We start from the raw sequence: 25,974 nt of genomic DNA, 5'->3' as shown, positions 1-25,974 counted from the left end.
AGGTGATCGATGGACATGCGCGGCGGTGCGCCGGTCGCCACCTCGTCCGTGCGCCGAGGCGATCCTCCCAGCGGATCAGGGCGCGCTGCGCGAGGAATCCTCACCGACCGCGGCTCGGGAGCGGGAGACACCGAGCGCAGGGGCACCGCCGGTCTGGCCGGACCGAGCCACAGCAGGAATGCTGCATTGGGTTCGCGAGCGTGGTGACATTTCCGCTTGAAGTGGGTACTCCTGTGACTACTCCAATGGCCGTTCCTGTGACTATGCCTGTGACTCCTCCCCTGCCTCCTCCTGTGGCCACGCCAATGCCCCCTCGGGCACGACCACCCGCATTTCGCGCATCCTTGCAGCTCACAGCGCATTTGGCGGCGTCTCACGGATCCAGACTTATACCCAGTGGGTAGTTCCGCTTCACGTAGGGCGGGGGCGCCCCCGCCCTGGCGACGGGTCCTCGCCCGTGTCCTCGACCGCTCTCCGCCGCGCGGGTCAGGCCTCTCACCCGCATGATTGCCGTCCTGGCTTCGCGCTTCTGTTCTCGGCTTGTTGGAAGAACCCTCCAGCAAAGGCTTCAAAGCGACCGGTCCGGGATGGTGGCCGATGTCCCAGGACGAGGTGGTTCATGGATCCAACGATTCGGTGCGCCGGCCGCCGCCTCGTCCGCGCGTCGGGGCGCTGCTCCTGGTGGACGAGGGCGTGCTGCGTGAGGGCTTCGCGTTCGAGGTCGCATCGAAGACGCGGGGGGTGTGGGAGGTCCCTGGCGAAGAACCCACGAAGGAAGAGGCCTCCACCGCCCTTTTTTCCTGCCGCTCCTGGAGTGTGCCCGTCCAAGGCCGGTGCGGTCCGGTTCCGTCCGGTGGAGCGCGCTCGACCGTCGGACGGTGGAGCGGTGGCCGACCGGTCTGGAGTAGACACCGCGGTACTTCGTGTCGTCCTTCTTCTTCGGGGTGGTCCTGGGGGTGAACCCCTGAGTGAGAGCGATGTGAGAAGGGGTCCACCGGGTGGTCCACCAGGGGGTCCAACGGGCGGTCCGCGCTCTTGGATCCCCCCACCAGGTCCATTCTTGCAGTTCAGGGGTTGCTCAGATGGTCCAACGCCTGCCCAGACTCATACCCGGTGGGTAGTCCTCTTCACGTAGGGGGCGGGCGGCGCCCCCGGCGAGCGGGAGTTCTCCGCCCTGCGGCCTCCGGTAAACCCCAGCCTCCCACGGCCCTCGCTGCACCCCCATCTCCCTTCCTTTCTGCTTTTCCTTTTCTGTTCACCTGTATCGACCTGGACGGCGGAGCAGTGCTGGGGGCGTGGCGGTCCGGGCGTGAAGATCGTCCGGCGTCGCGTGGTGGATGCCCCGGCATCGGCACCGACTCGTGAGGGTTTTCGAGAGCGGGAGGAGCGGCGCGGGGCCGTGTGGCCTGGGCGGTTCGCTGGGCGGGTGTCGCATCGGCTGCGGGGGCGTCTTCATCGGGGTTCATCAGGGAGAGATGACGACACGGGGAAGAGGCCCGCCGGTGACGAGACCCATCCACCTCCACCTGGCCCCACAACCTGGGCCAGCGGACGTCCCCTGGAGGCGGGGCCGTCCGGGGCCCTGTAGGGGGTCGCTGGTGCCGCCGTGCCCCCGGGGTCGTGGCCTGGGACGTGCGCGGCCACCAGCGCCCCGACGTCGGCCCCACCGGCCGTGCCCGGCCATCCGCCCCAGGGCGCGCTGGTCGGGGCGGTCGGGCCGTTTGGCGGCCCCGCATCGGTCGCCCTCGGTTCCCGTGCTGGACGGGTGCGTGGAGGGAATGGGGCGAATGCTCACGAAACGGGTGCTGGAGCGAGGTTCTCCGCCCATCGGACAGGCATTTCGTCGAATCCGCTTGACCACCTCGGCGAGGTCGAGCGTGGATGCGTGGTGCCCCGCCGTCGGCGGGGTCGCGTGCCGTGTTCGTTCAGTTCAGAGGTGGTGGGGAGGACGTGGGTGGTTCCGACTGCCGGGGTGTTGTCCTACCTCGGCTTGGAGCCCCCAACCACCGCTACCAGCGGCGGGTGCGGTGCGCGTACGAACACCACGGAAAAGGGGTGAACGTCTGCATGGGCGTGTACGAGGGGTCGGTGTTCAAGCGGTGCGGGTGCCGGAACGAGGACAGCGGCCAGGCGCTGGGGGTGAAGTGTCCGAGGTTGCGTCGGGAGGACGGGGCGTGGAACCCCAGGCACGGGAACTGGTGGTTCCAGCTCGAATTGCCCCGCACGGTTGAGGGCAAGCGTCGCCAGGCGCGCAGGGGCGGTCTGGCCTCGCAGGAGGAGGCCCGGTGCCAGCTCGACCACGTGAAGGCGCTGCTGGTCCTGGGAGAAGGTGAGCAGGAGCTTGAAGTCCAGGTCGCGGACCTGATCCAGATCGCGCTCAAGGGCCGCCGGCCTCTGCCGGAGGTGGAGGAGGTCCGTAAACGCATCGGCGCGGGGACGGACGTCCGGCGGGAGCCGCCGGTGGTGGGGGTGTGGTTGAGGGAGTGGCTGGACGGCAAGCCCGATCTCGCCGAGGGGACTCGGGCTTCCTACGACGGGCACATCCGCAAGTACCTGGTCCCGCATCTCGGCGGGTTCCGTCTGGACCGGCTCCAAGCGCGTCACGTGGAGGCGATGTTCGCGGCGGTGGAGGAAGCTAACGTGTACATCCTGGAGTGCCGCGAATCCGAGGACCCACAGGTACGGGCCTCGGTGCGGGGGCGGCGGGTGATCTCGCTGTCCACCAAGCACCGCATCCGCGCCACGCTGCGCAGCGCACTGTCGGACGCGGTCCGCTCCCCGGACCTACCGGTGTCGGTGAACATCGCCTCCCACGTACGGCTGCCGTCCTGCCCGAGGAAGCGGCCCCTGGTGTGGACGGCCGACCGGGTGCGCCAGTGGGAGAAGGACGGCACGGTGCCGGGGGAGGTGATGGTGTGGACACCCGAGCAGACCCGGACCTTCCTGACCCATGCGAAGAAGTACACGTGGCTGTTCCCTATGTTCCACCTCATCGCCGTTAAGGGGCTGCGCCGGGGTGAGGCGGTGGGGCTGCCTTGGGCGAACACCCGGCTGCTGGACGGCCAGATCGACATCCGCGTCCAGGTCGTCCAGCTCGCGTGGGAGACGATCACCTCGACCCCCAAGAGTGCAGCGGGACAACGCACCATCACCCTGGACGCCGACACCGTCAAGATTCTCCGCGGTTGGAAGAGGTTCCAGAACGAGGCCCGGCTCCAAGCGGGTAAGAACTGGCAGGTGACGGGCTTGGCGTTCACCCGTCAGGACGGTTCGGGGTGGCATCCGGGTCAGGTCAGTGACTGGTTCTGCCGCCTCGCCAAAGCCGCCGGGCTCCCGCCCATCACGCTGCACGGGCTGCGCCACGGAGCCGCCTCGCTCGCGCTGGCGGCGGGCACGGACGTGAAGGTGGTCTCGGCCGAGCTGGGCCACGCGACCACGCACTTCACCCAGGACACGTACCAGTCGGTCTACCCCGATGTCGCCAAGGCTGCGGCGGAGGCGACTGCCGCGCTGCTACGCGGGGAGCCGGTTCCGGTCGGGTAGCGGGACGGGGGAGCACACCAGGAGCGATTGAACACCCCCAGCCCCGGGCCGTGCGGCGGGTTCACCCCGCCCGGCCTGGGGCTACCTCGTGGACGGGGCAGGCCGGCCATCGGATCAAAGGTTCCCTGGACTTTGAGATGTTCGCGAAAAAAGAATTTTTAATTCTTAATTGGAAAGATTGTTCTCGGCTTGGCATGGTTGATATATCTACTTGGATTTAAGAGTTTTTGTGAGTTCTTGAAAGTATAGCCTTCGGAAATCTGAACTTTTGAAGACGGAGTCTCGTGAAGAACGTGGATGAGTAGACTGAAATGACTCTGCTGTTGTGGCAAGCACAGTCAGTGCCTTTGAAAGTAAGGTTGTTTTGAGGGGGCGAGCTAAGCGGCGAAAATTAACTTCGAATCGGAAGTCACTTGTATTCTTCAATTGCAGCTCCAGGATCAGGTATCCAGCCGCGACGTAGAAGCGAGCGTTCGTGTAATCGTCAAGAATGGACCTAGCTTCTTCCGTGGACAGGAATTGGTCAACGGATTTGATTACCTCGATTGCGGTGAGGTATGCATTGCGGTCCATGTTCTCCGGGAACAAACTGTTATAGCCTTCTTGGCGCGACAGCAAGGTTGATGGTCGAGCGCGGGCGGCATCGGGCTGTCCTAGCTTCAAGGTGATCAGCGCTTGCCCGAGCAAGCCGATCGTGATACGCCGCTTTGCAGGCATGCCTTGGTTCTTGTAACGATTCTTTCTGCGCTCGTAATACCAGTCATGAACGAGCAGGAAGCGTTCAATGTCCCGCTGCAAGGATTGGGTGGCATACAAGGCCGGACCAGGAACCCGGGTCTGGCGATTTGTTCCTGCGATGATTCGATCTCGCGTGTCTTCGTCCACTGACTTGATGACACGAACGACTACACCATTGTTTAGTCGATCAGGAGATAGGAGGCCGTCCCGATCAGCCTTATGCAAAACATGAGAAGTCTGTAGGCCGTTTACGATGAGTGGCCTGGATATCGTAAGCGTGCTTTGTGGGCTGTCGACGTCATCACCAAGCACAGTGACGCCGTTGTTTAGCCACCAGAACTCGGGTCCATCACTGGACTCGAGGGTGCTTCCGATGGCTGCGTTTACTGTGTTATCGCCCTCGTAGTCTCGGACGTTTGAGTCGAAAATTTCTTCGCGCAAGGAACCTGACTCATTGCGAATAAATTTTAGATATTCCTCGAGTGAGGCGACGCCCAGGAATGAGTCATCATCCTCGCGGATGAGATGCCTAAATGTGAGGATTCCGGGTTTGCTGTATTCAGTTCCTGCTAGTTTATACAGTGCCTCAACTCCTACGTGTTCAGCTGTCACCAACGCGCCAGTCGTAAGCCTGGAGCGCACCAAAGATGCTACTTGCTCACCTCGCTTTCGAACGGTCTCTGTGAGATTTGCTTCCGGTGCCTGGGTAACATAGACAACTCTAAATGTGACCTTCGGGAATTTGGCTGCCAAGGATTTAATGGCTTTGCGAAGTATGCCTGTTCTTTCGACAACCGATGGTCGGTAGAGATCCTCGAGTTCCGTGTCTTCGGCGTTAGTATCGAGGAGATTTGCGAGAGAGGAAAGCAGTTTCTCCCAAACTGATTCCTCCCAGTTCTTTTTGTTCTTTGACTGCACTAGAAAAATCTCGAGCTCGGGGTGCGATCCGATGTGTCGAAGTGCAGGATCGCCTGGTTTTAGCACTGGATCATCAGGGTTTAGAAGTGCCCCATTTAGGAAGACAAAAAAGCTGTCCACTCCTCCATCCTTGTCTCCGTCGACGATTCCAGCGGAAAGCTCTTCAGTGGTAAGTTCTTTTGGTTTCAATACCTGTGTCGCACCGTACTTCTCGAAGACGTCGTCAGGATCTTCTCCGGGGTACTCGGTCGCACAGTAATCCCCAAACAGCGATTTGACGACAAGCTGATCTGCGCTAAGTGCGCTCATTTGACATACTTTCTTCTCGTGGGTCTGCAGGTCGGAAGACTTGAAGCCTCTGATTTCAAACGTTCTAGTAGTTGGAAAACCTAGGTATTCTGCTTCTGTGGCACCGCCCCTGTCTCGAACATCTGTGCGTCTTTGAAGGTTCTTCTGCATCGAGGCTCGGAGATGAGACGATCACTGCGGTAATCATATCGGTGTGTTGGGATTGGGTGGTTACCGGTAGCCGTTCCGTCTACTCTAATAGAGGCTGGTGCCTCAGTGTAGGAGAGTCGGTTCAACGAACTGTTCTTGCAGGTCTTGGCTCTGTTCTTCGGCTGCGTCGGCTTGGCTGTAGGCCAAATTTTGCCTGCTGCTTCTGCTCAGCGTCCTGGAGCGCAAGAACGTCTGGTTACTGGCGGAGTGGGAGCTTAGCTCGGACACCCACTCCCGCCAGTCCTTGCTCGCTACCAGGCCGGGGTTCGCTGCTGCGACGATCAATACTGGGATGCCCGTTCGATTACTGTGCGTGGCTGGAGTGCTCGGAGTCGGGCGTAAAGGGCATATTTGGGCAAAGAGTCTGCAAGCAGCACTTTGGACGGTAAAGCACGCATATTTCTGGGTGGCCTTGTGACGGAGGCAGTTGCGGACCGTGGGCGGCTGTCACGGGACGGCAAAGTGCTCCGCGAGGTGGGGGTCCACCTGTACTGACCTTGTGCTGGGGAGCACACCAGGAGCACACATCGGCACGAAACGCGGCGAGGACCTCTTGCGAGGTCCTCTTGCACCCCCTCTGACCTGGGGTTTTTGGGCGCACCCGGCAGGATTCGAACCTGCGGCCATCGGATGAGAAGTCCGATGGGGGATCAAGCGAGTTCGGGCCTTCAGGGTCCGTGGGTCTGGCGCGCCGTTATCCCGACGGGGCAGGCTCAGGGGGCCAGGGCGGCGACGGCTCCGGGCTCCAGGGCTGCCCACACGGTGCCGTCGGGGGTCAGCGTGATGCCGTGGGGCTCGCTGGCGGGGGTCGGCAGGTCGACCAGGGTGATGTCGCCTTCCGCGGTGATGTGGCCGATCCGGTTCGCGCCCCACTCGGTGAACCAGCAGCCGCCCCGGGGGTCGGCGGTGATCGCGTGGGGTCTGGCGTCGTGCCGGGGCAGGGGGAACTCCCGGATCCGCCCGTCCGGCGTCATGCGGCCGATCCGGCCGGCGATGATCTCCACGAACCACAGGGCGTCGTCAGGGCCCCTCGTGATGCCGACCGGGCCCGCGCCGGCGGTCGGGAGGGGGTGGAGGTCGACGTGGCCGTCGGTGGTCATGCGTCCGATGGCGTTGGCCTGGTTGAGGGTGAAGTACAGGGCGTCTCCCGGCCCCGAGGTGATGAAGGAGGGGAACCCTCCCTCGGTCGGCAGCGGGAACTCGGTGATCTCGCCGTCCGGGGTGATCCGGCCGATCCGGTCGGCGTTCATCTCAGTGAACCACAGCGCCCCGTCAGGCCCACGGGTGATACCGAAGGGGCCCGACTCCGGGTTCGGCAGCACGAAGGAGTCCGACTTCCCGTCGCGGGTGATCCTGCCGATCCTGTTGTCCCGGGCCCGGGTGAACCAGGCCGCACCGTCGGGCCCCGCGGTGATGACCGAGGGTCCGCACGCCGCGGAGTCCAGCGCGTGGAGGACGGCGGAGCCGTCCGGCGCCATGCGGGCGACCCGTCCGTGGTGCACGAGGGTCACCCACAGGGACCCGTCGGTGTCGGCCGCGATGCCGTAGGGGCCCGCGCCCGGCTCGGCCAGCGGGTGTTCGCGCACGGAGCGCTGCTCGGGGCTGTTCGTCACGTGGAGTCTCCGGAGTCCGGGGCGGGCAGGGCTTTGACGAGGTCCAGGATGATCCGGGCCAGTTCCCCGGGCCGGGCCATGGGCACGTTGTGGTGCCCGCGCATCTCCACCAGCGTTCGTTCGGGGCGGCCGGCGACGATGGCCCGCACCTCGTCCCGCCGGTCGGCGTAGAACCCCTCGTCGGGAAGGACGATCGTGAGCGGGCAGGTCAGGCGGTCGTAGACGTCCACGCCGGGGTGGACGGCGGCCTCCGGGTCGGCCGCGCTGATCACCGCGATCTGCTCGGGCGTGGGCCTTCGCAGCCGAACCCCCTCCCCGGCGGTGAAGGAGCGCTCCAGCACGTCGCGCACCAGGCCGGGTCGGCAGTCCGTGTTCAGCTCGTCGTCGGGCGCCTCCCGCACGCACTGCTCGATGTACGCGTCCACCTCGTCCGGAGCGGCCGACCAGCCGTAGCGGAACCGCGCGCGCAGCGCCTCGGCCGCTTCGGGGGTGGTCCACCGCGCCTGATCGGCCACGGCCTCCTCCCGGGAGTTCAGGACCAGGCCGTCGACCACGCACACCGCGGCGGGCCGGACCAGGCCGGCGGCGGCCACGGCGGTGACGGCGTAACCGCCCAGGGAGTGCCCGACCAGCACGGGGTTCTCCCACCCCAGGGCCCGGGCGGCACCGGCCAGGTCGCGCCAGTACTGCTCGGCACTCCGGGAGTCCGCGGTGGTCCGCCCGTGTCCGCGCAGGTCCACGGCGACGACCCGGCAGTGGTCGGTCAGACGGGCCGCGACGTCGGCCCAGGCCGCCGCGTTGTGCCCGCTGCCGTGGACGAGCAGGACCGGCGTGCCCGAACCGCCGAAGTCCAGACCGGCCAGGGCCTGTCCGCCGAGGTCGAGGGTGATCTCTGCTGGGATGCGCACCGGACCATCCTGGACGCGGGGCAGGGGAGGCGCAACCGTATTTCCCGTGTCGCGGCGGACGGGAGGAGGGCGCGTCCGGGTGGACCCGACGGCGCGGGAACGCGGCCGTGAGAGCGGCGGGGCGGGACGGGCCCCGGGTGCCGGTACGGAGGCGAAAGGCCAGGGCGGGTACCGGCGCGCAGGGCGTGTATCCGTGAGGAGCCACGGCCGGGGCGGGTGCGCGCTTTCCCCCGAACGTCGGCGGTGCGGCGGGCCGGGGTGGCGCGGGGACCGTGACGGGTGGACACCCGCCGGCCCACCGCGGACCGCGCCCCACCCCGCCCCCGCTCACCCCGTACTGCGGAACGACCGCAGGAAGTGCGTCACCAGCCGCTGGGCCGTCCGGCCGGCCCGTTCCGGGTCCGGCTCGGCGGCCACCGCCGCCGTCACCGCGGACGTGGCCAGCCGCAGGTCCTGTTCGGTGATCTCCGCCGCCACGTGGCCGCCCTCCCGGGCACGGACCAGCAGCCGGTGCAGCTCCCGGTGCAGGTGCGCGTCCAGGGCGCGTGCCCGCTCGGGAAAGCGCTCCCGGTGGTCGGGTCCGCACACACGCGAGGAGACCGCCTCCGCCGCGACCCTGCGCAGGCCGCGCTCCAGCGCCAGGTCCGCGGGGAGCGTGCGGGACAGCTCCGCGAAGTGCTCCGTCAGCTCCCCGGCGGCGTGCCCGGCCAGGTCCTCCACCAGCGCGTCCCGGCCGGGGAAGCGCCGGTGGACCGTGGCCGCCGAGACCCCGGCGCGGCGGGCCACGTTCCGCACGGTCGCCTCCAGGCCGCGGTCGCGGAAGACCTCCCGGGCGGCCCGCAGCACGCTGAGCCGGTTGCGCCGGGCGTCCTGCCTCAGCGCTCCGGGAACGCCGTCCTCGGGGCGCAACTGCGAGTCCTCGACCACTGCTCGTCTCACTTCCGCGCCGTCGGGATGAGGGGTCCGCGGGTCCCGGTTGCCACCGTCGTCACCGGCCCCCACCGGTGGTCAACCCACGGACGAGGCGGGGGCTTCCCCGCACGAGGAGGAGACCATGCGCGCAGTCCGCTACGACCGTTACGGGGGACCCGAGGTCCTGGCCGTCGTCGACGGGCTCCCCACGCCCCCGGTCGGCCCCGCCGACGTGCGGGTGGAGGTGGCCGCCACGGCGGTCGGCGGCGGTGAGACGGCCATCCGCGCCGGGCACCTGCGCCGCCTGCTGCGCCGGCGCCTGCCGGCCGGAACGGGCGTCGACTTCGTCGGGACCGTCGCGGAGGCGGGGCCGGACGTCACCCGCGCGAACGTCGGCGACGCGGTGTGGGGGCTGATGCCGCACGGCACCTTCGGCTCCGTCGCCGAGTCGGTCGTCGTCCCGCAGGAGCGCGTCGCCGCGGCCCCGCGCTCGGTCTCGCCCGGTGAGGCCGCCGCGCTGCCGGCCTCGGGCACCACGGCCCTGCACGCCCTCACCCGCCGGACCCGCCTGTCCGCCGGGCAGCGGCTGCTGGTGCGCGGTGCGGCCGGGGGAGTGGGGGTGGTCGCCGTACAGCTCGGCGCGTCCCTGGGCGCGCACGTCACCGCGCTGGCCGGGGCCGACCACCTGGCCTGGCTGCGCGGGACGGGCGCGGCCGAGGCCTTCGACCACCGCACGACGGAACTCGGCGAGCTGGGCCGGTTCGACGTGGTCCTCGACCTGGTCGGCACGCGGCTGCCCGAGGTGCGCTCGCACCTCGTCCGCGGGGGCACGCTGCTGCCGCTGGCCCTGGACCCGCGTCGGCCCCTCCGGTCGGCCCTGCGGACGGCGGCGGGCATGCTGGACCGGCGCACGCGGATCGCCCTGTTCAGCAACGACCCCTCGCCGCAGGAGCTGGAGGAGCTCACCGCGCTGGTGGACGGGGGCACCGTCAGACCGGTGGTCGCCGCCGTGCTGGCGATGGACGACGTCGTCGAGGCGCACCGGATGGCCGAGCGCGGCGGGGTGCGCGGCAAGATCATCCTCACGCCCTGACCGGGCGGCGGGTCGGGGCGGGCAGGGGCAGGGCCGGAGTCGCGGGGAGGCCCCGTCCCTGGCGCACCGGGGCGGTGCGGACGGCCGTCCCGCCCGCACCGCCCCCGCGCCTCACCCCCGCCCGGGGTCGCTGTAGGCGTCGGCCTGGAGCGTGTACAGCTCCCGGTACCGCCCCGCCACCGCCATCAGCTCCGCGTGGGTGCCGTGCTCGATGACCCGGCCCCGGTCCAGGACGTAGATGCGGTCGGCCATCCGCACCGAGGCCATGCGGTGGGTGATGAGCACGACCGCCGCCCCGGTGCGGGCGGCGTGCTCGCCGATGGTGGTGAAGAAGCGCGCCTCGGCGCGGGCGTCCAGCGCCGAGGTGGGCTCGTCGGCGATGAGCAGGTCGGCGGTCCGGTAGAAGCCCCGGGCCCCGGCGACGCGCTGCCACTGGCCGCCGGACAGGTTGACCCCGGAGGCGAAGGTGGTGTCCAGGAGGGTGTCCCAGCCGCGCGGCAGCTCGGCGACCACCTCGTCGGTGCCGCTGAGCCGGGCAGCGTGCTCCAGCCGGTCCGGGTCGCAGCCCTGGGCCATGGTGACGTTGCGGCGGGCGGTCATGGGCCAGCGGGTGTGGTCTTGGATGATGACGCTGATCCGCTCGCGGACCGCCGGGCCCAGCGCCGTGAAGTCCGTGCCGTTCCAGGTCACCGCGCCCTCCTGGGGCTCGTAGAGTCCGCCGAGCAGCCGGGCCAGGGTCGACTTGCCGGACCCGTTCTCGCCCACCAGCGCGACGGTCTCGCCCTTCTCGACGTGCACGTTCACCCCGTGCAGGGCGGGCGTGCCGCCGGAGGGGTAGGTGAAGACCGCGTCGCGCACCTCCAGCCGCTCCAGCCGGGCCGGGGGCGGCGCGGTGGGCGCGGCCGGGGTGCGGACCCGGGCCAGGGCGCAGTACTCGGTGAAGTCGGCGAAGTACAGTCCCGACTCGTACACCCGGTTCAGCAGGTACAGCAGGCTCTGCATCTGCCCCTGGGTGCGCTGGAGGGCCAGGACGGCGGTGCCCACCGCGGCCAGCGGCATCATGCCCGCCACCAGCAGCGTGCCCAGGCAGGCGTAGGTGAGGGCGGTCGCCGCGCCCGCGGCCGTGCCGCCCACCGCCCGGGTGCGGGTCTGGCTCCAGGCCACCGCGAGCATGGTCTCGCGCTCGCGGTCGGCGAGGGCGCCGTAGTCGGCCATCAGGGAGTCGCGCATCGTGTAGGAGCGCAGCTCCGCGGCGGAGTCGCGCGAGGCCATGCGGTCGCCGAGGATCCACCGCCGCCGGCGCCCGGTGCTGAGCCGGCGCTGGGCCTCGTACTCCATGCGCGCCGCCCGGGTGGCCGCCCAGCCGGTGGGGACCACGCTCACCAGCAGCAGGAGCAGCAGCAGCGGGTGCAGCACGGCCAGCACCCCGCCCAGGGAGACCAGCGAGACCACACCGGCCAGGCCCTCCAGGGTGGCGGTGACCATCCGCGGCACCTCGTACACGCCCCGGTCCCGGGCCCGGTACATCGCGTCGGCCCACTCCTCGTCGTCGAAGGCGACCAGGCGGGCCCGGGTGGTCAGGCCGAACAGCTCCAGCTCGACCAGGCGCTCGGTCTGCGGGCCCAGCCGGGCCAGGGCCAGTTCCGAGACCAGCCGGACGGCGCCGGACAGGGCCGCCACCCCGGCCACGACCGCCACGGCGGGCAGGGCCGCCCCGACCCGGTCGGCCAGGGGGCCCGGGGCGAGCAGGGCGTCGAGCACCCGGGTCACCGAGACCAGGCTCACCGCCGCCAGGACGGCGGCGACGGTGCTCGCGCCCAGCGCGATGAGCAGGTCGCGCCGGTTGGCGCGCCAGGCCCATCCGGCGGCGGCCGCGGTGAGGGCGGGCATGCGGGTGAGTTTGGTCCACAGGCCGGTGCGGACCAGTTCGTCGTTGAAGAAGTTCCACTTGGGGGCGGTCAGGTCCTCCTCCGACCCGGTGTCGGAGGGGGCGGCCCCGGGTGCCCGGGGAGGGTCCGCCGGTGCGGTTTGCGCGGGTCGCTGACGGGATCGACGCATAGGGCTCCTCAGGGGTTCAGGGGGCGTCGGCCGTGCGATCGTGCCCGCGCGGACCCGGCGCCCGCCAGGGGGTTCTCGGGGCGGCGGGGGGTTGTGGTGGGTCCTCATCCGGGGCCGCGGGCACCGCGGCGGCGCGGGGTCCCCGTGGCCGTGGGAGGTCCGGGTCGAACCCGCGTGCGGAAGATTCCGTGGATCGGTGCGGTCCGGATCCGGGCGGGAATCGGGCCGGGCGCAACCCCCGCGCCCCGGTGGCCGCCGGGCCCCGGGCAGGGGTGGCGGGCGCCGCCGGCCACGGCGTCGGCCGGGTGCCCGCCGGTGCGGTCCGCGGGGCGGGGGCACCGGTTTCTCCGGCCGCCGCAGGGCCGGGGCGCCCACCCCCGCGCACGGCCGCCGACGTGCGGAGGAACGGTGCCGGGGGCGGTGCCGCGGTCAGAGAAGGCGAGCACAGCGGGCGGGCGCCGGCGCGGGGCAGGGGCCGGCTTCCCGGATCAGCGGAGGGAGCGCCGCGCGGGGCCGGCGCGGCCCGGCGTCGCCGTCCGCGCCCCGCCACCGAAACGTGGGAAATCTACCTCGTAAAGGCACATGTCCTTTTTGTTCGATCGGAGAGGCGAAGCCGTCCCACCGCGCACCCCCGTCCCACCCCCCACCTCACACCCCGTGCCCGCCCGTCGCCAGTGCCCGCAGCCCCGCCGCCGCGTAGGGCCCGACCGCCTCGCCCGCCCGGTCGCGGCCCGCGCCCGCCGCGCCCTGCCGGGACCGGTACTCGATGCCCTGGGCGATGACCGCCAGCTTCAGGTGCGCCAGGCCCAGGTGGAACCCCCAGTGCTCCAGCTCCCGGCCCGAGGCCGCGGCGTACATCCGGGCGAGGGCGGCGCCGTCGGGCAGGCGCTCGCTGTTCCACGCCGCGGGCTCGCCCAGCACCAGGTCCAGGCCCGGGGCGCGGTAGACGCACATCATCGCGGCGTCGGCCAGCGGGTCGCCCAGGGTGGACAGCTCCCAGTCCACGACCGCCCGCACCCGGGCGGGGTCGCGGTGGTCGAGCATGACGTTGTCGATGCGGTAGTCGCCGTGCACGACGGCGTGGGAGGAGGACTCCGGGACCGACGCCGCCAGCGCGGCGTGCAGCCGGTCCAGGTCGGGCAGGTCGCCGGTGCGCACCCGCGCCCACTGGCGGCCCCACAGGTCCACCTGGCGGCGCAGGTACCCCTCCGGCCGCCCGGCCAGGCCGGTGGCGCGGTGGTCGACGGCGTGCAGGGCGGCCAGCACCCGCACCAGGGCGTGCGCGCAGCCGGCGACCGCGCGGTCGTCCCAGCCCTCCAGTTGGTCGCGGGTGCGCACGACCCGGGCGTCCACGTACTCCACCACGGAGAACGGGGCGCCCAGCACCGCCGGGTCCTCGCACAGGGCCACGGCGCGGGCGACCGGCACGCCGGTGTCGCGCAGCGCGGCCACGGTGCGGAACTCCCGGCCCATGTCGTGGGCGGAGGGGGTCAGCCCGGCCGTGGGCGGGCGGCGCAGCACCCAGCGCGGGCCGGTCGGGTCGTCGATCCGGTAGGTGAGGTTGGACTTGCCGCCCGCGACCGGCGCGGCGGCCAGCGGGCCGGGCACGCCCAGGAAGGCGGCGAGGGCGGCGGTGTCCAGGGGCGGGGCGCCGCTCACCCCGCCGCCCTGACGGCGCGGGCGGCGATCGACCAGCGGTGCACCTCGGAGGGGCCGTCGTAGATCCGGAAGGGGCGCACCTCGCGCAGCAGCCGGGCCAGCGGCAGGTCCTCGCTCACGCCCAGGCCGCCGCAGAGCTGGATCGCCCGGTCCACGACCCGGTGCACGGCCTCGGAGGCGAACGTCTTGGCGATGGAGGTGGAGGTGCGGGCGTCGGCCCCGGTGTCCAGCTCCCAGCAGGCGCGCAGCAGCAGGGCCCGGGCGGCGGCCAGGTCGATCTCGCTGTCGGCGATGAGCTGGCGGGCCAGGCCCAGGTCGCCCAGGCGGGAGCCGAACAGCTCGCGCTCGGCGGCGCGGGCCAGGGCGATGTCCTGGGCGCGCCGGGCGGTGCCCAGCCAGCGCATCACGTGTGTCGTGCGGGCCGGGCCCAGGCGCACCTGTGCGTTGCGAAAGCCCGCGTCGACCTCGCCCAGGACGTTCTCGTCGGGGACGAACAGGCCGTCGAGGGCGACCTCGCAGTGGCCGCCGAGCATGGAGGCGTCCATGGTGCGCACGTGGCGTTCCACGGTGAGCCCGGGCGCGTCGGCGGGGGAGAGGAACATGGTGGCGCCGCCGCGGTCGCCGGGGGAGCCGCCGGTGCGGGCCATGATGATGAGGAACCCGGCGCCGTCGGCCCCGGTGATGAAGGTCTTGCGGCCGTCCAGGCGCCAGCCGCCGGGGACGCGGGCGGCGGTGGTGGCCAGGGCGGAGGGGTCGGCGCCCGCGCCGGGGGCGGGCTCGGTCATGGCGAACGCGGAGCGGACCCGGCCCCGGCAGAGGGGTTCGAGGAAGCGCTCGCGCTGGCCGGGGGTGGCGACGTGGTCCAGCAGGTGGACGTTGCCCTCGTCGGGGGCGGCGATGTTGAGGGCCAGCGGGCCGAACACGGAGTGGCCGGCGGCCTCGAACACGGGGGCGCGGTCGCGCATGTCCAGGCCGTGGCCGCCGTACGCGCGGGGGGCGTGCGGGGCGAAGACCCCGGCGGCGCGGGCGCGTTCCTGTAGGTGCGCGCGCAGGGCCTCGCCGCCGCGGGCGGCGTCGCCGTCGTGTTCCTCTTCCAGGGGCAGGACCTCGTCGCGGACGAAGGCGAGGGTGGCCCGCGCGAGGTCGGCCGAGGCGGGGGTGGGCTGAAGGTCGATCACGTGGCGCCTCCCTGACCGAGCGATCGCTCGGTCGGTGTTGGAGGCCACAGCGTGCCACGGCCCGCGCGGCGGTGTCAACGCGCGCCGACGGTGGCCCGGCACAGGGCGAGGTAGTGCTCCACGACCTCGTCGGGGGAGAGCTCCCCGTCGGGGCGGTACCAGGAGGAGACGGCGACGCACATGGTGGTGACGGCGCGGCCGGCGTCCCTGGGGTAGGGGGTGGCGAACGCGCCCCGGTCGACCCCCTCGCGCACGGTGTCGTCGACCATGCGCTGCTGCTCGTCGCGCAGGGCGATGTAGGCCCCGCGCACGCCGGGGTCCATGCCGCGGATCTCGGTGGAGGCGACGAACGCCTGGTCGCGGCGGTGCATGTGGAAGCGCAGCAGGCACTCGACGATGTTGTCGAACCGGCGCCCCGGGTCGTCCCCGGCCTCGGCGGCGGCGCGGCGGGTGTGGTCCAGCAGCTCGTGCATCACCGTCATCACCAGGCCCTCCAGCAGCGCCTGTTTGGACGGGTAGTGGTGGTACAGGCCGGGCACGGACAGGCCGGCCCGCTCGGCGATCCGCCGGATGGTGGTCCCGTGGTACCCCTGCTCGACGAAGCAGGCCAGGGCCGCCGCCAGGGGGGCGGACAGCCGCTGCTCGCCGAACGAACGCCAGGACTCCGACACCGTGTTCCCCGCTTCCTCGTGGTCCGTCGCCAGCACGTTATCGGTGCCGCGGCCCGGCCGGGCGCGCGCTCCGGGGTGTTGACAGCGCTGGTGTGATCCACAACACTACAGGCGACCGAGCGATCGTTCGGTCGGTCGTTCGCGCGTCGACGTCGCCGCAGACAGAAGGGCCGCGACATGACATCCGACCTTCCCCCCGACCCCCACGCCCCGCCCGACACCCTGCCCGGGGCCTGGCGGCTCCGCGTCCGCTCCTCGCCCGACGCGCCCGCCCTGGCCTACTTCGACCGGGTGCTCACCGCCCGGGAGGCCGACGCCCTCTCCGACGCCCTGGCCTGCGCCCTCGCCGAGCGCGGGGTCGGCCCCGGCGACCGCGTCGGCGTGCGCCTGCAGAACATCCCGCAGTTCGCGCTCACCCTGCTGGCCCTGTGGAAGCTGGGCGCCGCGGCTCTGCCCGTCAACCCCATGTACCGGGGCGGGGAGCTGCGCCGCCTCGTCGAGGACGCCGCGCCGGTCGGGATCGTCTGCGCCGACACCGACCACGCCGCGGTGCGCGGGGCCCTGGACGCCACCGGCGTGCGCTGGGTGCTGACCACCTGCGACCGCGACCTCCAGGGCCGCGACGACCCGCGGGTGCTGACGGCGGAGCGGGCCGCGCCCTCGCCCGACGGGGACCTGCTGGCGCTGGCCCGCGGGCACGCCGGGCGGCGCCCGCCCCCGGCCGCCGTCGCGCCGGGGGACACCGCCCTGCTCACCTACACCTCCGGCACCACCGGGCCGCCCAAGGGTGCCATGAACACCCACGCCAACGTCCTGGCGGTGACCTCCACCTTCGGCCGCCACGCGGACCTGCGCCCCGGCGACGCGGTGCTCGCCCTGGCACCGCTGTTCCACATCACCGGCGCCGTCATCAACGCCGCCCTGGCGCTGGTCCACGACACGCTGCTGGTCTTCGCGCACCGGTTCCGGGCCGACGTGGCGCTGGAGGCGGTGGCCGAGCACCGCGTCACCTTCACCATCGGCTCCATCACCGCGTTCAACGCCCTGTACGACCACCCCGGCGCCCGGCCCGGCCACCTGCGCACCGTGCGCGCCCTGTACTCCGGGGGCGCGCCCGTCCCGCCCTCCACCGTCGAGCGCTTCGAGGAGCGGTTCGGGGTGTACATCCACAACGCCTACGGCATGACCGAGACCACCTCGGGCGTCATCGCCGTCCCGCTCGGGGAGCGGGCCCCGGTGGACCCGGTGAGCGGGTCGCTGTCCGTCGGCCGCCCGCTGCCCGGCGTCACGGTGCGCACCGTGGACCCCTCCGGTGCGCCGGTCGCGCCGGGGGAGCAGGGCGAGCTGGAGATCGGCGGCCCCTCGGTGGTCCCCGGCTACCGCGACCGGCCCGGGGAGACCGCCGCCGCCTTCCCCGGCGGTCGGTTGCGCACCGGCGACGTCGCCGTCGTCGACGGGCGGGGGTGGGTGTACCTGGTGGACCGGCTCAAGGACCAGATCAACGTGTCCGGCTACAAGGTGTGGCCGCGCGAGGTCGAGGACGTCCTGCACCGCCACCCGGCCGTGTTCGAGGCCGCCGTGGTCGGCCGCCCCGACCCCTACCGGGGCGAGTCCGTCGTCGCCTACGTTTCCCTGGCCTCGGGGGCGCGGGCGACCGGCGAGGAGCTGGCCGGGTTCGCGCGCGAGCACCTGGCCGCCTACAAGCGGCCCCGCGAGGTCCACGTCGTGGACGCCCTGCCCAAGACGGCCACCGGCAAGATCCGCCGGCGGGCGCTGCGGGAGGCCCCGGCCCCCGCCACCCCCCTTCCCACCGACACCTCCGGAGGCGGCGCATGAGCGTCACCGTTCCGGCGCCCGGCGCCGCGTCCCTGCGTTCGAAGAAGAAGTCCCTGCTGGCGAGCACCGTCGGCAACGTCCTTGAGTGGTATGAGTGGAGCGCGTACGCGGTTTTCGCGCCCTTCATCGCCGTGGTGATGTTCGACCAGGGCGATCCCCTTTCGGCGCTGCTGTCGACCCTGGCGGTGTTCGCCGTCGGGTTTCTGATGCGGCCGCTGGGCGGCATCGTGTTCGGCCGGATCGCCGACCGTCGCGGGCGCAAGTTCGTACTGGTCACGACGATGCTCATGATGGCGGCGGGCAGCCTGGTCATCGGCCTGATGCCCACCTACGCGGCGATCGGCGCGTGGGCCTCCGTGGTGCTGCTGTCCGCCCGGGTGCTCCAGGGGTTCGCGCACGGCGGCGAGTCGGCCACCGCCTACTCCTACGTGGGCGAGATCGCCCCGCCGCACCGGCGCGGCATGTGGGGCAGCGTCGCGTTCATCGCGATCTTCGGCGGCTCGGTCCTGGCCTACACCCTGGGCGGGGCGCTCACCTCGGCGCTGCCGGAGTCGGCGGTCGCGGAGTGGGGCTGGCGGGTGCCGTTCCTGCTGGGGGCGCTGCTGGCGCTGGTCGCGCTGTACCTGCGGCGGGACATGGACGAGAGCGACGTCTTCGAGGCCGACCGTGCCCGGGAGGGCGGGGACGCCCCCGCCCCGGGGAGCCCGTCGGACCCCGCGGCGCCGGCCGCCCCGCGCATGTCGCGGGCGGGCGTGGTGCGCGCCGTGCTGGTCATGATCGCCATGGTCTCGGGCATCACCGCCGCCCACTACATGTGGACCTCCTACGTGTCCACCTACGCCATCACCCAGCAGGGCATGGACCCGGGCACCGCCTACTGGATGTCGGTGGCGGCGCAGGTCGTCGCGCTGGTGTCGCTGCCGTTCTGGGGCTGCTGTCGGACCGGATCGGCCGCAGGCCCATGCTCGTGTTCTTCGCGGTGCTGATGTTCGCCCTGCAGTACCCGCTCACCCGGATGATCACCGACGAGGGGTGGACGCTGCTGGTGGCGACCTCGCTGGCCCTGCTGGTGGTGTCGGCCCCGGCGTCGATCCTCTCGGCGATCCTGTCGGAGAGCTTCCCCACCCGGGTGCGCACGCAGGGGATCGGGTTCGCCTGCTCGCTGTCGGTGGCGGTGTTCGGCGGGACGGCGCCCTACCTCAACCAGCTGTTCGGCAACCTGGGCGCGGAGTGGGTGTTCGGCGCCTACATCATGGCGCTGTGCGCGCTGACCGGGCTGTCGTGCCTGTTCATCCGCGAGACCAGGGGGATGGTGCTCGCCGGGGAGTGAGCCCCGGGAGGGGGCCCACTCCCCGGCGCGGCGGCGGGGGACCGGGCCCGCGCCGCCGGGACCCGGCCGGAACGGGCGGACGGCGGGCGCCTCCGCCCGCTCGGTGAGGGGCGGCGCGGGGTCGGATCACCGGGCGGGGTGTGTTCCTTCCCGGGGACGCGGCGCGGGACCGGCGGTCCGGGGCGCGTGCGCGATCGGGCCGGACGGATCGCGCGGGTTCGTCCGGGGCGTCGCACCCCCGGAGGCCGGGACCGAACCCGGAGCCGGCGCCGACCGTCTACCATGCCGACGGGGCGCCGCCGCGGGCCGACCGCGCGGTCGGCCCCGGGCCGCGCCCGGTGACGGCGGGTGCGCGGACGCGGCCCGCGGGGGACGCACGGACGGAGGCGAGGGCGTGACGGGTACCGACCGGTTCGTGGACCTGCCCGGCGGGACACGGATCTGCTACCGCGTCGAGGGCGCGGGCGGGGGCGTCCCGGTGCTGCTCATCGCGGGCCTGGGGCTGGACCTGACGTCGTGGCCCCGGCCGATGGTCGACGGGCTCGCCGGGCTGGGCGCGCCGGTGGTGCTGTTCGACAACAGGGACGCCGGGTGCTCCACGCGGATGCCCGCCCCCTCGCCGAGCCCGCTGCACAGCGTGCTGGGCCGGTCCCGCCCGGACTCCTACGACCTGGCCGACATGGCGGCGGACACGGTGGGGCTGATGGACCACCTGGGCATCGGCCGCGCCCACCTGGTGGGGATGTCGATGGGCGGCATGATCGGGCAGACCGTCGCGGCCCGCTACCCGGGGCGGGCAGCGTCCCTGACCTCGATCTTCTCCACCACGGGGGAGCGGGGCGTGGGCCGGGTGGCGTGGTCGACCCTGCTGCGCATGGGCGGCCTGCCCGCGCGCACGTGCGCGGAGTCGGTGCGCAAGCACCTGGCGATGCTGCGCCACATCGGGTCGGCGGCCTTTCCGCCCGACCGGGCCGAGGAGGTCGCCTGGTCGACCGGGCTGTGGGAGCGGGCCGGGGGGCCGCGGGCCGGTAGCGGGGTGCCCCGTCAGATCGGCGCCATCCACGCCTCGGGCGACCGCACCCGGGAGCTGGCGCGGATCGCCGCGCCCACGCTCGTGGTGCACGGCGACGTCGACCTCATGGTGCACCCCAGCGGCGGCCGGGCCACCGCGCGGGCCGTCCCGGGGGCCAGGTTCGTGGAGATCGAGGGGATGGCGCACCACCTGGCGCCGGGGGTGGTGGACCGGCTGGTCGGGCTGATCGGCGAGCACGCCGGCGCCGCCGGGGACTGAGCCCGGCGGGCCGGTGCGCGCGAGGCGCACCGGCCCCGGGGCGTCAGGAGGCGACGCCGCTCAGCTCGTTGGGGGTCTCGTCCAGGGTGACCGAGGCGGTGACCTCGCCGGTGGCCAGGTCCACGGAGTGCACCTGGCGGGTGGCGGTGTCGGTCACGTAGGCGGTGCCGCCGCGGACGAACAGGGCCGGGCGCGGCTGCTGCCACTCCAGCGGCTCCTCCCAGGAGTCCATCAGCTCGATGGAGTCCACCAGCTCGGCCGACTCGGGGTCGATGACGTGCAGGGACCCGTCGGTGCCCAGGACCAGCGCCTCGTCCTGCGGGCCGCGGCCCAGGGAGCGGAAGGTGTAGCTGGCGGGCAGGTCGACCAGCTCCAGGGAGGCGTCGGCGGTGTCGATCAGCGCGATGCGCTCGGGGCGCTCCAGTTCGGCGTCGGGGTCGGTCTTGTAGTCGCCCAGCACGATCGGCGAGGTGTCGGTGCCGGCCTGGTTGCCGATGCGCCCGTAGTCGTCCTCGGAGTCGACCTTGGTGAACGCGCCGTCCCGGTAGACCAGGGCGCCGTCCTCGCAGCCGATGACGATGGTGTCGCCCTCGGCCGCGGCCTCGCCGTGCACGCCCGGGCACTCCTCGCTGCGGGCGACCTCCTCGCCGTCGGCGTCCAGGACGAAGGCGCCGGTGCGCTCCTCCTCGTTGCCCAGGGTGAGCAGCAGCTCGCCGTTTTCGCGTTCGACGGCCACCCCGTGGTGGGCCTCTTCGGCGTTGTGGACGTCCACGTCCTCGGGGATCCCGGCGCCCAGGGCGTCGGAGTCGAACGCGGTGATCTCGCCGCTGCCGTCGGCGAACAGCACGGTGCGCCCGGCGTGGCGGACCACGTGGCCGGGGGTGTCGGCGGCGAACACGGTGTCGGTGAGCTCGCCCCCGGCGGCGTCCAGGACCTGGAAGCCCTCGGAGGTGGAGACGAACACGTGGCGGTCGTCGCCCGCCGGGTTGAGGCGGTTGAAGCCCTCCAGCTCGATGTCGGCGACGACCTCCAGGGTGTCGCCGTCCAGGATGTAGACGCCGCCGTCGTAGGTGGTGGCGACGGGGTTCGCCACGACCGCCTCGGCGGGGGAGGCGTCGGCGCCGGCCTCCTCGGCGGTGCCGTCCTGTCCGGCGGAGCAGGCGGTCAGCAGCAGGCCGGCGGAGAGGGCGACGGGCAGCGCCGCCCTGGTCACGGTGTGCGGTGATCTCATGGTGTTCTCTGTCCTCGTATCTTTCGGTGGTGTCCTGCCGGGCGCGCGGGGTCGGGCGCCGCGGCGCGGGGGGCCGGGGGGCAGGGCCGGGTGGGCGGTCGGGGGGTGCTCAGGGGGCGGTCAGGCCGGCGACGATGGCGTCGGTGTTGGCGCGCATCATGTCCAGGTAGGTGGGCGCGCCGCCGTCCGGTCCGGTCAGGGACTCGGAGTAGAGCGGGACGACGTCGATGTCCACCCCGGCCTGTTCGGCCATGACGGTGGCCAGGCGGTCGGGCTGGGAGGAGTCGGCGAACACCGCCCGCACCCCGGCGGCCTCGACGGCGGAGGCCAGGGACTCCAGGTCCGAGGCGCTGGGGGAGGCCAGGGTGGTGCCGGAGGGGATCACCGCGCCGATGACCTCGAAGCCGTAGCGGTCGGCGAGGTAGCCGAACACGTGGTGGTTGGTGACGAGCCGGCGCTCCCCCTCGGGGATGGTGTCGAACTCGGCGGACATCCACGCGTCCAGTTCCCGCAGCTCCTCGCCGTAGGCCTCGGCGTTGGCGCGGACGGCCTCGGCGTCGACCCCGTCCACCTGCTCGACCACCTGGTCGGCGATGAGGTCGACGGCGGCGGCGACCCGCTCGGGGTCGGTCCAGAAGTGCGGGTCGGGCTCGCCCTCGCTCTCGTCGGAGGTGTAGGGCAGGGGGTCCACGGCCTCGCCGACGGCCAGGGTCGGCACGCCCGCCTGCTCGGCGGCCTCGACGTTGCGGGCCACCCCCTCCTCCAGGCCCAGGCCGTTGTGCACCACCAGGGCGGCGTCCTCGATCAGGGCCGCCTCCTGGGCGGAGACGCCGAAGGAGTGCGGGTCGGCGTCGGGTTTCATCAGGACGGTCACCCCGGTCTCCTCGCCCACCACCGCGCGGGTGAGGTCGCCGAGGATGTTGGTGGTGACCACGACGCCGGTGCGGGGGCCCTCGTCCGGGGTGCAGGCGGTCAGGGTCAGGGCGGTGGCCGCGGCCAGGGCCAGGGCGGTGGTGCGCGGGTGCGGGGTGCGGGGTGCGTTCATCGGTTCACCGTCCGGTCTCGACCATGTGCACGGGGGCGACGCCGGTCTCGAAGGTGCGTGCCACGCGCAGGTCGTCGTTGTAGTCGATCTCGTGGACCAGGCCGCCGTGCGCGTCGTTGACGTAGGCGCGGGAGGTGTCCACCTGCAGGACCGGGGGGTGCTCGGTGTCGACCTCCTCCAGCAGGTCGGTGCGGGCGAGTTCCTCGCCGGTCTCCGGGTCCAGGGCGTGCAGGGCGCCGTCGTCGGTGAGGGCGAGCACGGAGGCGCCCTCGCCGACGGCCGACACCGCGACGGCGCCGGGCAGGTCCCAGTGGTGCCAGCGCTGTTCGGCGAGGTCGAGCACCAGCACCGTGCCGGGGGCGGGGAGGGCGGCCAGGGCGGCGGCCCCGGGCCGGTGGTGGAAGTCGTCCACGTGGGCGCCGGCGGGCAGGCCGTCGGGGTGGGGCAGCTCCTGTGCGGTGAACTCCCCGTCGTCCTCGGTGACCAGGAGGGCGCCCCCGGTGCAGCCGATGACCAGTCCGCGCCGGGTGACGGCGGCGCCGGCGGGGTCGGCGCAGGCGGCGTCCGGGGAGGCCAGCGGCTCGCCGGAGCGGTCGTGGACGTGCACGCCGTCGTCGGAGGCGGTGACGAGCGCGCCGCCGTAGGGGACGGCCACGGCCGGGGCGGCGGCGCCGGCGGGCAGGTCGACCGGTGTGAGGCCGCCGTCCTCCTGGGCGGGCCGCTCCAGCAGGGCCGCGGACCCGTTTCCGTCGGCCAGGGCGGTCAGGGCGGTGTCGGCCGCGGCCTCGGGGGCGGCGACCCCCTCGACGGCGCCCAGGGCGCGGATCCGCGCCCGGTAGTAGTGGAAGTGGTCGCCGTGGTCGACGGTCCAGGTGCCGCTGTCCACGACCGAGGTGGTCCGTTCATCGGATGAGTAGAGGTAGGCGAACCTGCCGTCGCCGGTGATCCCGTCGACCGGGCCGACCGGGTCAAGGGCGGTGGTCTCCTCCGTGATGAGGTCCAGGACCTCCACCGCGCCCTCGTCGTCGGCCAGGACCAGGCGGGACTGCGGCTCGGCGGCCTCCTCGGCGCCCTCGACGTAGCCGTGCGGGGTCTCCTCGGCCGGTGCGGGCGGCTCCTCCCGCGGTCCGGCGGCGCAGCCGGCGAGCAGCGCCGCGGCGAGCAGGCCGGCGCCGGCCGCCGGGAGGGCGCTCCTGCGATGGGTGCGGATCATGACGCGTTCGACCTTTCGTCCACGGGAAGGGGTGCGGGGGGATCGGCGGGGGGAGTGCGGCGGCGGCCCCGCGCGGGGCCGGAGCCGAGTCGGTGCAGCGCGACCGAGGCGAAGAAGAGGGCGACGGCGCAGGCGGAGATGCTGGCCCCGGCGGCGGTGCCCCAGTGCCAGGACACGAGCAGGCCGGCCACGGTGGAGGCGGTGCCCAGCAGGGCGGCGCCGAGCATGATCCCCGGGATGCTGCGCGCCCAGACCGCGGCCGCGGCCGGGGGCGCGATGAGCAGGCCGAAGACGAGCAGGGTGCCCACCACGTGGAACGAGGCGACCACGGCCAGGGTGACCAGGCCGAGCATGGCCGCGTGGGCGAACCGGGGCGCGAGCCCCAGGGTGGTCGCCTTGCGGGGGTCGAAGGCCAGCGCGGTGAAGGCGCGGTGGCCCGGGACCGCGATCGCCAGGGCCGCGAGCAGGGCCGCGGCGAGCAGGACCAGGTCCTGTTCGCGCACCGCCAGGACGTCGCCGAACAGGAAGCCGGTGAGGTCGACGGCGAAGGACCCGGAGTGGGAGACGATGATCACCCCCGCCGAGAGCATGCCGACGAACAGCAGGCCGATGCCGGTGTCCCGGGACAGGCGCGGCGACCAGCGTTCGAGCGCGGTGACCCCCAGGGCCATCGCCGCGGCGGCAGCGGCGGCGCCGACGAACAGGTTGCCGCCCAGGAGCGAGGCCAGGGCGACCCCGGGCAGCATCCCGTGCGACATCGCGTCGCCCAGGAACGCCATGCCGCGGAGCACGACCCAGGTCCCGGCCAGGGCGCAGATGAGGGAGACGAGGATGCCTCCCCACAGCGCACGCTGCACGAAGACGACCTCGAAGGGGGCGAACAGGGCTTCCATGGCGGGCACTCTATAATGAAAACCGTTTTCACTACCAAATCGGAGGCGGACATGACCGCGGACCCGGCCCGGGCGGCGCAGGGGCAGGCACCGGTGATCGAACTGGCGGACGTGCGGGCGGGCTACCGCGACCGCGACGTCCTGCACGGCGCCGCTCTGGCGCTCCACGCGGGCACCGTGACCGCCCTGGTGGGGGCCAACGGATCGGGCAAGTCGACCCTGCTGGCCGTCATGGCGGGGGTGCTGGCGCCGCGGTCGGGGACCGTGACCCTGGGCACACCGCGCCGCCCCGCCCTGGTGGTGCAGCGCAGCGCCGCCTCCGACGCGCTGCCGCTGACCGCCCGCGAGGCCGTCGCGATGGGCCGGTGGGGGCTGCTGGGCCCCTGGCGCCGGCCGACCCGCCGGGACCGCGCCGCGGTGGGCGAGTGCATGGACCGGCTCGGGGTCGCCGACCTGGCCCGGCGCCGGCTGGGCGAGCTGTCCGGCGGCCAGCGCCAGCGCGTGCTGCTCGCCCAGGGGCTGGCCCAGGAGGCGGACCTGCTCCTGCTCGACGAGCCCTCCACCGGGCTGGACGCCGACTCGCGCGAGCGCATCGCGGCGGTCCTGGACCAGGAGCGCGGGCGCGGCGCGGCCGTCGTGCACGCCACCCACTCCCGGGGGGAGGCCGACCGCGCCGACCGCGTCCTGGTCATGGAGGGCGGGCGCCCGGTCGCGGGTGAAGCCCCGGTCAAGGAACCTTTGTCGTGAGCCGACCCGCCGTCGCCGCGGTCTCTGGTCGACTGGTGCGTGAGGGTTCCGCCGCGGCGGAACGCGGTCCGTCTCGCGGGGGTGGAGATGACGACGACGCACACGGTGCACGAGGACCACGCGCACCGGCACGGTGAGGGGTGCGGCCACGTGGCGGTGCCCCACCAGGGGCACGTGGACTACGTCCACGACGGCCACCTGCACCACACGCACGAGGACCACTGGGACGAGTGCCCCGTCGGGGGGCACGCCGTCCACGAGGACCACGGCCACGAACACGGGGAGGGCTGCGGCCACGTGGCGGTGCCGCACGGCGACCACGTGGACTACGTCCACGACGGCCACCTGCACCGCGGCCACGACGGCCACTGGGACGAGCACTCCGCCGACTGACCCGGCGGCACGGCCCGGTCCCGGCGCACCGCCGGGGCCGGGCCCCTCGTGTGCCGGGGCCCGCCCCGACCGCCGCGGGGCCGTCCCCGCCGCCGGCGGCAGGCCGGGGTGCGCCCGCGCAACGGCGCCCCCGGTACCGCAGGAAGGGGCCGCGCCTTTTCCACAAGTGCCTCCCGGACCCTTTTTCCGTGAATCCCCGCCGACGG

Annotated in this window: 20 protein-coding genes; 8 read left to right on the top strand and 12 right to left on the bottom strand. The window is 72.6% G+C overall.

What is annotated here, in order from left to right; translation table 11 throughout:
* Window positions 1–2,067: 2,067 nt before the first annotated feature.
* The gene (locus BUE45_RS13305) at window positions 2,068–3,543 is read left to right on the top strand and encodes a tyrosine-type recombinase/integrase (protein WP_073379602.1); all 1,476 of its coding nucleotides are present in this window, start codon (window positions 2,068–2,070) and stop codon (window positions 3,541–3,543) included.
* Window positions 3,544–3,750: 207 nt separating this feature from the next.
* Here the strand turns inward: BUE45_RS13305 and BUE45_RS31255 are convergent, their stop codons facing one another.
* From BUE45_RS31255 to BUE45_RS13285, 4 genes are all read right to left on the bottom strand, one after another.
* Window positions 3,751–5,508, bottom strand: a complete 1,758-nt coding sequence (locus BUE45_RS31255) for an AIPR family protein (RefSeq protein WP_178378523.1) — start codon at window positions 5,506–5,508, stop codon at window positions 3,751–3,753.
* Between the two features lie 902 nt (window positions 5,509–6,410).
* On the bottom strand, window positions 6,411–7,310 hold the full coding sequence (locus tag BUE45_RS13295) for a Vgb family protein (RefSeq protein WP_084737209.1): 900 nt from the start codon (window positions 7,308–7,310) through the stop codon (window positions 6,411–6,413).
* Entirely contained in the window at window positions 7,307–8,218 is a 912-nt protein-coding gene (locus BUE45_RS13290) for an alpha/beta fold hydrolase (protein WP_073379507.1), read from the bottom strand. Before BUE45_RS13290 ends, BUE45_RS13295 begins: the two co-directional genes overlap by 4 nt.
* Before the next feature lie 327 nt (window positions 8,219–8,545).
* A complete protein-coding gene (locus BUE45_RS13285; protein ID WP_245833118.1) occupies window positions 8,546–9,157 on the bottom strand; it encodes a TetR/AcrR family transcriptional regulator in 612 nt (203 codons plus the stop codon).
* 115 nt (window positions 9,158–9,272) lie between these two features.
* Here BUE45_RS13285 and BUE45_RS13280 point away from each other — a divergent pair, with 115 nt between their 5' ends.
* Window positions 9,273–10,223 (top strand): NADP-dependent oxidoreductase, encoded by a 951-nt coding sequence (locus BUE45_RS13280; RefSeq protein ID WP_073379503.1) that lies wholly within the window; start codon window positions 9,273–9,275, stop codon window positions 10,221–10,223.
* Window positions 10,224–10,334: 111 nt separating this feature from the next.
* On the opposite strand, the gene BUE45_RS13275 is transcribed toward BUE45_RS13280, so the two are convergent.
* From BUE45_RS13275 to BUE45_RS13260, 4 genes are all read right to left on the bottom strand, one after another.
* Window positions 10,335–12,281, bottom strand: coding sequence for an ATP-binding cassette domain-containing protein (locus tag BUE45_RS13275; RefSeq protein ID WP_084737208.1), 1,947 nt, complete (start codon window positions 12,279–12,281; stop codon window positions 10,335–10,337).
* 648 nt (window positions 12,282–12,929) lie between these two features.
* Complete coding sequence (locus tag BUE45_RS13270; RefSeq protein ID WP_073379501.1) at window positions 12,930–13,940, bottom strand: phosphotransferase family protein; 1,011 nt, start codon at window positions 13,938–13,940, stop codon at window positions 12,930–12,932.
* Complete coding sequence (locus BUE45_RS33825) at window positions 13,937–15,118, bottom strand: acyl-CoA dehydrogenase family protein (protein WP_073379500.1); 1,182 nt, start codon at window positions 15,116–15,118, stop codon at window positions 13,937–13,939. Before BUE45_RS33825 ends, BUE45_RS13270 begins: the two co-directional genes overlap by 4 nt.
* 74 nt (window positions 15,119–15,192) lie before the next feature.
* On the bottom strand, window positions 15,193–15,825 hold the full coding sequence (locus BUE45_RS13260; protein ID WP_073379498.1) for a TetR/AcrR family transcriptional regulator: 633 nt from the start codon (window positions 15,823–15,825) through the stop codon (window positions 15,193–15,195).
* Between the two features lie 141 nt (window positions 15,826–15,966).
* Here BUE45_RS13260 and BUE45_RS13255 point away from each other — a divergent pair, with 141 nt between their 5' ends.
* The 4 genes from BUE45_RS13255 (at window position 15,967) to BUE45_RS13245 (ending at window position 20,246) form a co-directional block, all read left to right on the top strand.
* A complete protein-coding gene (locus tag BUE45_RS13255) occupies window positions 15,967–17,625 on the top strand; it encodes a class I adenylate-forming enzyme family protein (RefSeq protein ID WP_073379496.1) in 1,659 nt (552 codons plus the stop codon).
* A complete protein-coding gene (locus tag BUE45_RS13250) occupies window positions 17,622–18,611 on the top strand; it encodes an MFS transporter (RefSeq protein ID WP_245833115.1) in 990 nt (329 codons plus the stop codon). Before BUE45_RS13255 ends, BUE45_RS13250 begins: the two co-directional genes overlap by 4 nt.
* A complete protein-coding gene (locus BUE45_RS33350; protein ID WP_245833112.1) occupies window positions 18,587–18,955 on the top strand; it encodes an MFS transporter in 369 nt (122 codons plus the stop codon). Before BUE45_RS13250 ends, BUE45_RS33350 begins: the two co-directional genes overlap by 25 nt.
* Before the next feature lie 394 nt (window positions 18,956–19,349).
* Window positions 19,350–20,246 (top strand): alpha/beta fold hydrolase, encoded by an 897-nt coding sequence (locus tag BUE45_RS13245; protein ID WP_073379494.1) that lies wholly within the window; start codon window positions 19,350–19,352, stop codon window positions 20,244–20,246.
* Window positions 20,247–20,289: 43 nt separating this feature from the next.
* Here BUE45_RS13245 and aztD read toward each other — a convergent pair whose 3' ends face one another.
* The 4 genes from aztD to aztB form a co-directional block, all read right to left on the bottom strand.
* The gene (aztD, locus tag BUE45_RS13240; protein WP_073379492.1) at window positions 20,290–21,477 is read right to left on the bottom strand and encodes a zinc metallochaperone AztD; all 1,188 of its coding nucleotides are present in this window, start codon (window positions 21,475–21,477) and stop codon (window positions 20,290–20,292) included.
* A gap of 109 nt (window positions 21,478–21,586) precedes the next feature.
* Window positions 21,587–22,522, bottom strand: coding sequence for a zinc ABC transporter substrate-binding protein AztC (gene aztC, locus BUE45_RS13235; RefSeq protein WP_073379490.1), 936 nt, complete (start codon window positions 22,520–22,522; stop codon window positions 21,587–21,589).
* Between the two features lie 4 nt (window positions 22,523–22,526).
* Window positions 22,527–23,735 carry an ABC transporter gene (locus BUE45_RS13230; protein WP_073379488.1) on the bottom strand — a complete coding sequence of 403 codons (1,209 nt, stop codon included), beginning with the start codon at window positions 23,733–23,735 and terminating at the stop codon, window positions 22,527–22,529.
* Window positions 23,732–24,628, bottom strand: a complete 897-nt coding sequence (gene aztB / locus BUE45_RS13225; protein WP_073379486.1) for a zinc ABC transporter permease AztB — start codon at window positions 24,626–24,628, stop codon at window positions 23,732–23,734. Before aztB ends, BUE45_RS13230 begins: the two co-directional genes overlap by 4 nt.
* A gap of 51 nt (window positions 24,629–24,679) precedes the next feature.
* On the opposite strand from aztB, the gene aztA reads away from it, so the two are divergent.
* Window positions 24,680–25,375 carry a zinc ABC transporter ATP-binding protein AztA gene (gene aztA, locus BUE45_RS13220; RefSeq protein ID WP_073379484.1) on the top strand — a complete coding sequence of 232 codons (696 nt, stop codon included), beginning with the start codon at window positions 24,680–24,682 and terminating at the stop codon, window positions 25,373–25,375.
* A gap of 87 nt (window positions 25,376–25,462) precedes the next feature.
* Window positions 25,463–25,768, top strand: a complete 306-nt coding sequence (locus tag BUE45_RS13215; protein WP_073379596.1) for a threonine dehydratase — start codon at window positions 25,463–25,465, stop codon at window positions 25,766–25,768.
* Window positions 25,769–25,974 lie beyond the last annotated feature (206 nt).

Origin of the sequence: Nocardiopsis flavescens (assembly GCF_900141985.1) — a bacterium.
Lineage (GTDB): Bacteria > Actinomycetota > Actinomycetes > Streptosporangiales > Streptosporangiaceae > Nocardiopsis > Nocardiopsis flavescens.
This window is presented reverse-complemented; position numbering and strand designations above follow the sequence as displayed.

Excerpts from the sequence above, each read along its gene's own strand:
- aztB (WP_073379486.1), bottom strand. The coding sequence starts at position 24,628 with ATGGAAGCCCTGTTCGCCCCCTTCGAGGTCGTCTTCGTGCAGCGTGCG.
- aztD (WP_073379492.1), bottom strand. The coding sequence starts at position 21,477 with ATGAGATCACCGCACACCGTGACCAGGGCGGCGCTGCCCGTCGCCCTC.
- BUE45_RS13230 (WP_073379488.1), bottom strand. The coding sequence starts at position 23,735 with ATGATCCGCACCCATCGCAGGAGCGCCCTCCCGGCGGCCGGCGCCGGC.
- BUE45_RS31255 (WP_178378523.1), bottom strand. The coding sequence starts at position 5,508 with ATGAGCGCACTTAGCGCAGATCAGCTTGTCGTCAAATCGCTGTTTGGG.
- BUE45_RS13275 (WP_084737208.1), bottom strand. The coding sequence starts at position 12,281 with ATGCGTCGATCCCGTCAGCGACCCGCGCAAACCGCACCGGCGGACCCT.
- BUE45_RS13215 (WP_073379596.1), top strand. The coding sequence starts at position 25,463 with ATGACGACGACGCACACGGTGCACGAGGACCACGCGCACCGGCACGGT.
- aztA (WP_073379484.1), top strand. The coding sequence starts at position 24,680 with ATGACCGCGGACCCGGCCCGGGCGGCGCAGGGGCAGGCACCGGTGATC.
- BUE45_RS13305 (WP_073379602.1), top strand. The coding sequence starts at position 2,068 with ATGGGCGTGTACGAGGGGTCGGTGTTCAAGCGGTGCGGGTGCCGGAAC.
- BUE45_RS13280 (WP_073379503.1), top strand. The coding sequence starts at position 9,273 with ATGCGCGCAGTCCGCTACGACCGTTACGGGGGACCCGAGGTCCTGGCC.
- BUE45_RS13255 (WP_073379496.1), top strand. The coding sequence starts at position 15,967 with ATGACATCCGACCTTCCCCCCGACCCCCACGCCCCGCCCGACACCCTG.
- aztC (WP_073379490.1), bottom strand. The coding sequence starts at position 22,522 with ATGAACGCACCCCGCACCCCGCACCCGCGCACCACCGCCCTGGCCCTG.
- BUE45_RS13250 (WP_245833115.1), top strand. The coding sequence starts at position 17,622 with ATGAGCGTCACCGTTCCGGCGCCCGGCGCCGCGTCCCTGCGTTCGAAG.
- BUE45_RS33350 (WP_245833112.1), top strand. The coding sequence starts at position 18,587 with ATGCTCGTGTTCTTCGCGGTGCTGATGTTCGCCCTGCAGTACCCGCTC.